At 51.6% G+C, this 5,786-nt stretch carries 4 protein-coding genes and 2 tRNA genes; 4 read left to right on the plus strand and 2 right to left on the minus strand.

The genetic code is table 11. The features are described from left to right. The coding region (gene orn, locus Q0X35_RS05790) for an oligoribonuclease (protein ID WP_297566453.1) at positions 1–510 on the plus strand (510 nt) is incomplete at its 5' end. 14 nt (positions 511–524) lie between these two features. Here the strand turns inward: orn and Q0X35_RS05795 are convergent. Next, positions 525–600: transfer RNA gene (locus Q0X35_RS05795), tRNA-His, on the minus strand. 92 nt (positions 601–692) lie between these two features. Then, positions 693–1,622, minus strand: coding sequence for a RimK family alpha-L-glutamate ligase (locus Q0X35_RS05800; protein WP_297566455.1), 930 nt, complete (start codon positions 1,620–1,622; stop codon positions 693–695). 309 nt (positions 1,623–1,931) lie between these two features. Here Q0X35_RS05800 and Q0X35_RS05805 point away from each other — a divergent pair. The 3 genes from Q0X35_RS05805 to Q0X35_RS05815 all read left to right on the plus strand — a co-directional run. Next, positions 1,932–2,005 (plus strand) — tRNA-Lys (locus tag Q0X35_RS05805). Between the two features lie 232 nt (positions 2,006–2,237). Continuing rightward, positions 2,238–5,105 carry an RNA helicase gene (locus Q0X35_RS05810; protein WP_297566457.1) on the plus strand — a complete coding sequence of 956 codons (2,868 nt, stop codon included), beginning with the start codon at positions 2,238–2,240 and terminating at the stop codon, positions 5,103–5,105. Between the two features lie 19 nt (positions 5,106–5,124). Further along, a partial coding sequence (locus Q0X35_RS05815) for a YggS family pyridoxal phosphate-dependent enzyme (RefSeq protein ID WP_297566458.1) occupies positions 5,125–5,786 on the plus strand: 662 nt, incomplete at its 3' end.

Raw genomic sequence — 5,786 nt, forward strand, 5'->3', positions numbered from 1 at the left:
GTCGTTAAGCCTCCACAGAGTGCCGTGGCCGGAATGAATGATTTTGTGCGCCGGATGCACACCACCACCGGATTAATAGAAAAATGGGATACGGGGTTGGATCTGGCAGAAGCCGAGAAGCAGAGTTTAGATTATATTCGCCGCTTCGTGAAAGAGCCGAAGAAAGCTCCGCTCGGCGGCAATTCCGTAGGTACTGATCGCTCTTTCTTGGCGCGCTATATGCCGGAGCTGACTGATTTCTTGCACTATCGGATTATTGACGTATCTTCGATTAAGGAATTGGCGAAGCGCTGGTATCCGCGCGTATATTTCGCTGCTCCGGAGAAGACGGGTAATCACCAGGCACTGGGAGATATTTACGATTCGATTGACGAGTTGCGCTACTATCGCAATGCACTTTTCCCGGCCGGAGACGGGCCGGAAAGCGGAGTGGCGAAAGAAATTGCGAAAGAGATAAAAGCTGATTTGACGGAACAGCGAGCTATCGAGGCGCATCGTCAAACAAAATAAACCGTAAATAAAAATGGGGTGACTGACGGGACTCGAACCCGCGACCTCCTGGACCACAACCAGGTGCTCTACCAACTGAGCTACAATCACCATGTACGCACTTCACCTTAGGTAAAGCGGTAACGCTGTAAAACTATATCAAGCTTTACGGATTCCCTCCAAACAACTTACGGTGATAGCAATCACCAAAAGACGCGGGCGGCGATGGCGTCGGCGAAACGCCCGAGGTTTTTCTCATCGGCTTGCAGATAGAGCGAACCGTCGATAAGAGAAACTTCCATTACGTAAAAATCTTCTGGGGAATCTTTATCGCCGCGCACTATATCTACCCGATTGAAGAGCAAAAGCTCATTGTGCCCAACTTTTTCTTTAATATAGGCCTGCAGAGCTCCCCGAATCTTCTCTCCCCAAGTCCACATCTCGATTGAAGCGCCGGTGCTGCGCACGCTCTCTTCTACCACTTGCTCCTCTTTTACGGAGCTGAAGCGCGGATGCAGCATAGGTGCTTTCACTACCTGATGCGAAGCCAGGCCGTTAAAGTAGATAAGAGAAGTTTCGCCTTCTACGTCGATCTCTTTCAAATAGCGCTGCACCATCACTGAGCGCCCCCGCCCCAGCTCATACATGGCATGAGCAATAGCTTCGCCGCGAGATTCCGCATTCACTCCCTTATAACGGCCCGTGCCACGCCCGCCGGAAGATACGGCTGGTTTCACCACGAAATCACCTAGAGCCGGAAAACGCGAATTCACTAGACGCTTCGACAAATTTTGATCAGGCTCTAGCCAAATAGTGGGAATAGTAGGCAAACCCAAGCGCTCTAAATCTTGCAGATAGTGCTTATCGGTATTCCAAGCCATGGTCTCGGCAGAGTTGAGAATACGTGGCACGGAACGCGCCCAGGAGATGAATTTATCGCGGTCTTTTGCGTAATCACGCACGGAGCGGACTACTACAATGCCGGCTTCTTCCCAATCGACACTGGGGTCATCCCAAATAGCTATGCGCGGTTCGATGCCGCGCTCCCGCAGAGCGTCTGGGAGACCTTGATCGTCAGTAACCAAATTTGGAAACTGCGCGCTAGTAGCGAGAGTGACAATTGGCTGAGACACGTTCACCTATCCTGAAGTATTTACTGCCGTATATTTACTAGCCGTTTTTATTAGCTATATTTGCTAGTCACGGGAAATGCCCGCACTGGTATCAATCCTAGCGAGCTGCACTTTTCAGTACAAGGCGAAGAAGATTATCTGCTAATAAAGACGACGAAAGAGGAATTTGTGGGCATTTCTCGACCCTCCCGTTTTACCGAAAATTTCGGCGTTTCCGCTGGGCTTGGGCTTGTGCGAGAACTCACAACGCCTTCTTCTAGCTGCCAACTTGCTTATCGAAATACCGGTAAGTAGACTAACTTTTCGTGCGCACCGCTAGCTCAACTGGCTAGAGCACTTGACTCTTAATCAAGGGGTTCTGGGTTCGAGTCCCAGGCGGTGTACTTTGAGAAATAGCGCGTAAGATTTGCTCTTGCGCGCTATTACTATACCTATCGCGCAATAACTCGGCGGGCTCCAGCGTGAAACCAGCTTGCAAATCAACGCGCAACCGTAAAACAAAAACGCTAAGCCTTAATTTTTTTACACGGCATATTCATGGCATAAAAATAAAAATCTTCCCCCCTGCCTTCTCTCCTGCCTTTTTCCTCAGCAATCCCGCTATTATTAATACCGATGCATACCGAATCGAATTCTGCCCCTTCTCCAGCTGGTTTTTCCGAAGCGGCTGCGCCCACGGAGGGCACTGCACTTACGGAAAATGCGGCGCCCACAGAAAGCTCCCCGCTCCCCAAAAACTCCACGCCCACAGAAAATTCTGCACCCCCACTCAATCTCGCTCTCGATGAGCTCGAAGATGAGTACGGTTTAAATCCTCCCCCGGAAGCTATCTACGATGCTTTCGCGCGCTGGGTGGAATCCACCGGCAAAGAAATGTATCCGCACCAAGCCGAGGCTCTCCTCGGGGTGGTGAGCGGAGAGCATCTAATTATCTCCACCCCCACCGGCTCCGGAAAAAGCCTCATCGCCATGCAAGCTATATTTACGGCTCTAGCTACTGGGCGTACCGCTTACTACACAGCTCCGCTAAAAGCGCTCGTATCCGAAAAATTCTTCGATTTAATTTCTCTTTTTGGGGCGCAGAACGTCGGCATGGTCACCGGTGATTCCTCTATCAATGCGAGTGCCCCCGTAATCTGTGCCACCGCCGAGATTCTCGCCAACCTAGCCCTCCGCCAAGGATCCGGCGTAGATTGCGGAATTGCCGTGTTAGATGAATTCCATTTTTATGCCGATCCGCAGCGTGGATGGGCTTGGCAGGTACCTTTACTGGAATTGACCGCTACACAGCACATACTTCTCTCCGCCACTCTCGGCGATACCACTTTCTTGGCGAAAGATTTAGAGAAGCGTACCCACCGCTCCGTCTCCGTCATCTCCGATGCCCCGCGCCCCGTCCCGCTGCACTATTCTTGGTCTACCGACCCCATCGGAGAGGTAATTCAAGATTTGGTATCTACACACATGGCTCCGGTCTACGTAGTGCATTTTTCGCAGCGCGAAGCCGTCACGCAAGCCCAAGAGCTGCTCTCCATGAGTCTGATTTCGAAAGAGCAAAAAGCCCAGATTCAAGCAGCGCTTGGAGATTTTCATTTCGGAGCGGGCTTCGGAAAAGTGCTCTCGAAATTACTGCGCGCCGGCATCGGTGTGCATCACGCCGGTCTACTCCCCCGTTATCGGCGCTTAGTCGAACGCCTCGCCCAATCTGGATTATTGAGCGTAATTTGCGGCACCGATACTTTAGGAGTGGGAATTAATGTACCGATTCGTACCGTGCTCATATCTGCACTCACTAAGTTTGACGGTAAAACTAGCCGTCACCTCACGGCGCGCGAATTTCACCAAATAGCTGGGCGCGCTGGGCGGGCTGGTTTCGATACGGTAGGTTACGTAGTAGTGCAGGCTCCTCCGCACGAGATTGAGAATGCGCGCCGGCTGCGAAAAGCTGGAGATGACCCCGAGAAACGCAAGCGAGTGCAGCGCGTAAAGCCGGAAGAAGGCAAACTCCAGTGGTCAGAAAAAACTTTTACGCAGTTGCGAGATAAAGCTCCGGAGACGCTGCGTTCGCAGCTCGTTTGCAACCACTCCATCATGCTGAATCTGCTGCAGCGCCCGGACCCGCTGGCCGCCACTATCGCTTTTCTCACCGATAACCATGCACCTAAAACGGAACGCAACCCCCTTATCCGCACGGCCTGCGAAATTTATTCTTCGCTGCGCACTGCCGGGGTGATAGTGCATAAAGACCGCGATTGGCGCCGCGCCCACCCAGATTCACCCGCTATTTTCCTAGCAAAAGAAGTGCCGAACGATTTCGCCCTCAATACTCCGCTTTCCCCTTTCGCTCTTTCCGCTCTGGATCTATTAGATATGGAGAGCCCCGACTACGCCCTCGACGCCCTCTCTATTATCGAGGCAGTCCAAGAAAACCCGTGGCCCGCCCTCTATGCGCAACAAAAGAAAGCCCGGCAAAATGCGTTTCAAAAGTTAAAAGAAGAGCGGGTAGAGTACACCGAGCGAATGCGCATCCTCGATGAAATCACTTGGCCAGCTCCTTTGGCGGAGTTGCTGAATCCGGCTTTAGAGATTTATGCGCAGAGTAATCCGTGGGTAAAAGAGCATACTCTCACCCCTAAATCTGTGGTGCGGGAAATGGTGGAAAATGCGCTCACCTTTAGTGAATTCATTTCGCTCTATGATCTCACCCGCAGCGAAGGGGTAATGCTGCGCTATCTCACTGATACTTATCGAGCGCTCCGGCAGGTAGTACCACTATCAGCCCGCACCCCTGAATTAGAAGAGATCATTACTTGGCTCGGGAATTTAGTGCGCGCCATCGATTCTTCACTGTTAGACGAGTGGGAAGCTCTCGCCAATGAAAACGCTGCGGCGGCAAATAGCTTAGAGAATAGCGCCGCCGACAATAATGCCTCGGAGAATTCTGCCGTCTTATCTACCGTCAATTCCGCCAGTTCCTCCAATTCCGCCCAAAATGGGGAAGAACTACCTTTCGGAGTGGACGCGGCCGGAAATATCCAGTACACGCGCAATAAGCATGCACTGCGTAAAGCCGTAAGAAAAGAACTCTTCCAAAGAATCGAAGCTCTGGCGCGCGATGATCTAGAACTATTAGATTCTTTAGATGCCCAAGATGGCTGGAATTATGACCGCTGGGCAGATGCCATAGACGCTTATTTTGCCGAATATGATTATCTCGGCACCGATACGAAAGCGCGCGCCGGAGAATTTTTCCAGATTCTCGAAGACCCCAGCTTGGCGGATTTACTACAGGCGGGCGCCGAGGCAGATCAAGCGGCCACTTGGTTAGAAGAGCATGCACCCGGCCGGCTGTGGCTGGCTATGCAAATATTAGATGACGGAGTAGACGAGAAAGCTTATGCCCTGTGGGCGGCCATAGATTTAGATGCCTCCGATACGCAAGGCAAGCCAGTAGTACATATAATAAATCTGGGAGAGCGCTAAAGCGAAGAAAGAGGAAACTATGGCGGAGATGCCCGATATTGCTGGAAATATAGCGCGCGTGCAAGAGCGAATTGCCGATGCCGCCGCAAAAGCTGGCCGCGCTGGCGAAGATATCAAGCTGATGCTGGCTGCTAAATATCAGCCGGCCGAAAATTTAATCGCCGCTATGGAGGCCGGCGTAAATTATTTCGGGCATAATCTAATTCCACAGCTGGTAGAGGCCGAGGCAGCTATCTCTGCTTATCCTCATTTCACTTCGGTAATCGGGCATATCCAATCCAATAAACTTTCTACTGCTATGGAGCATGCCCAGCGTATAGATACCGTAGATTCGCTAAAAAATTTGCAGCGCATTAACCGCCGGCAAGAAGCGCGGATAGCAGCCGGAGAAGCTGATGCTCCATATCCTGTGCTGCTTCAAGTCAATTCGGCAGCCGCCCCCACGCAATTTGGCTGCCCCCCGCAGGAACTACTGGAGCTAGCGAGCCGCGGCAGTGAATTATCCCAGATAGAAATCTGCGGCCTTATGACTATTGGCGCTAACACCGAGGTAGAAAAAGATATCCATGCTTCTTTTGCTCTTCTACAAGAGCTAGGAGCACAGATGCAATCTCTGCCTGGGCTATCTGGAGCGAAAATTCTTTCTATGGGAATGACCTCTGATCTAGAAATAGCTATTGC

Origin of the sequence: uncultured Arcanobacterium sp. (assembly GCF_947253055.1) — a bacterium.
Classification (GTDB): Bacteria; Actinomycetota; Actinomycetes; order Actinomycetales; family Actinomycetaceae; genus Arcanobacterium_A.

Bases quoted from the DNA above. Each gene is read 5' to 3' on its own strand.
- Q0X35_RS05810 (WP_297566457.1), top strand. From the start codon at position 2,238: ATGCATACCGAATCGAATTCTGCCCCTTCTCCAGCTGGTTTTTCCGAA.